Origin of the sequence: Methanobrevibacter curvatus (assembly GCF_001639295.1) — an archaeon.
In the GTDB taxonomy this organism is placed as follows: domain Archaea; phylum Methanobacteriota; class Methanobacteria; order Methanobacteriales; family Methanobacteriaceae; genus Methanoflexus; species Methanoflexus curvatus.
In genome coordinates, this window is sequence record NZ_LWMV01000100.1 from 1 (window position 1) to 1165 (window position 1165).

Genomic DNA, 1165 nt, shown 5'->3' on the forward strand with positions numbered 1-1165 from the left:
TCAGCTAATGGTGGAGCTATTTACAGCTTAGATGATTTAAATGTCATTGCTACTAGTTTTAATAAGAATAATGCTAATTTAAATGGTGGTGCATTGTATTTAAATGGTGGAGTTACAGCTATTACTGGTAAATCTACGTTTAATGACAATAAAGCCGTTAATGGTGGTGGAGTTTACACTAATTCTAATTTAACTGTTAATTCTATTGGATTTTCAAGTAATGTTGCTAGTTCTAATGGTGCTGGATTATATGTTAACAGTGGTACTGTAAATATTTTAAATAATTCTAATTTCACCAACAATAAAGCGATTAATGGTAGTGGAGTTTACAGTAATGATAAATTAGTTGTTAATAGTGTTTTATTTTTAAATAATAATGCATCAGCTAATGGTGGAGCTATTTACAGCTTAGATGATTTAAGTATTATTGCTACTAGTTTTAATAAGAATAATGCTAATTTAAATGGTGGAGCAATATACCCACTAAATGGATCAGTTACAATATCAAACTCTAGCTTCACCTCTAACAAGGCAAGAAATGGTGGAGCATTAGGATTATACAACGAAACTATTGATGATAATCAATTAATTAGTTTAAAAAATTTGATTTTTGACTCAAATACTGCTACAGATATGGGTGGGGCAATTTATGCTCTAATTTCAATTGAATATTTAAATGATTCTGTATTTAAAAATAATTCTGCTATAAATGGTGGAGGAATCTATTCTTTAAGTAATTTACAAATCAATGCAGTTAATTTTTCACAAAATACTGCTACAACCTCTGGTGGAGCAATTTACACAAATGGTCTAACTAGTATTTCTTCTAAATCAAGTTTTACCTCAAATAATGCAAACAATGGTGGAGCTATATATACTTTTAAGGATTTAAATATTTCTAATTCTATATTTAGCAAAAATAATGCCATATCAAATGGTGGAGCATTATATGTCAATGGAGGAACAACTAGAATATTAAGCAATTCAAATTTTTCATCCAATAGTGGAATTAACGGTGGTGCAATTTATTCTAATGGCGTATTAAGTATTGTTTCAGCTAATTTTAATGATAATCTTGTAACTGGCAGTGGTGGAGCTATTTATTCCCTTAAAAACTTACAAATTTCTTCATCTAAGTTCAATAGAAACAATGCATCCACTAATG

Annotated in this window: 1 pseudogene; it reads left to right on the forward strand. The window is 29.1% G+C overall.

Annotated features, from left to right (window positions below):
• A pseudogene (locus MBCUR_RS02445) lies at positions 1-1165 on the forward strand (hypothetical protein); the annotation flags it as partial.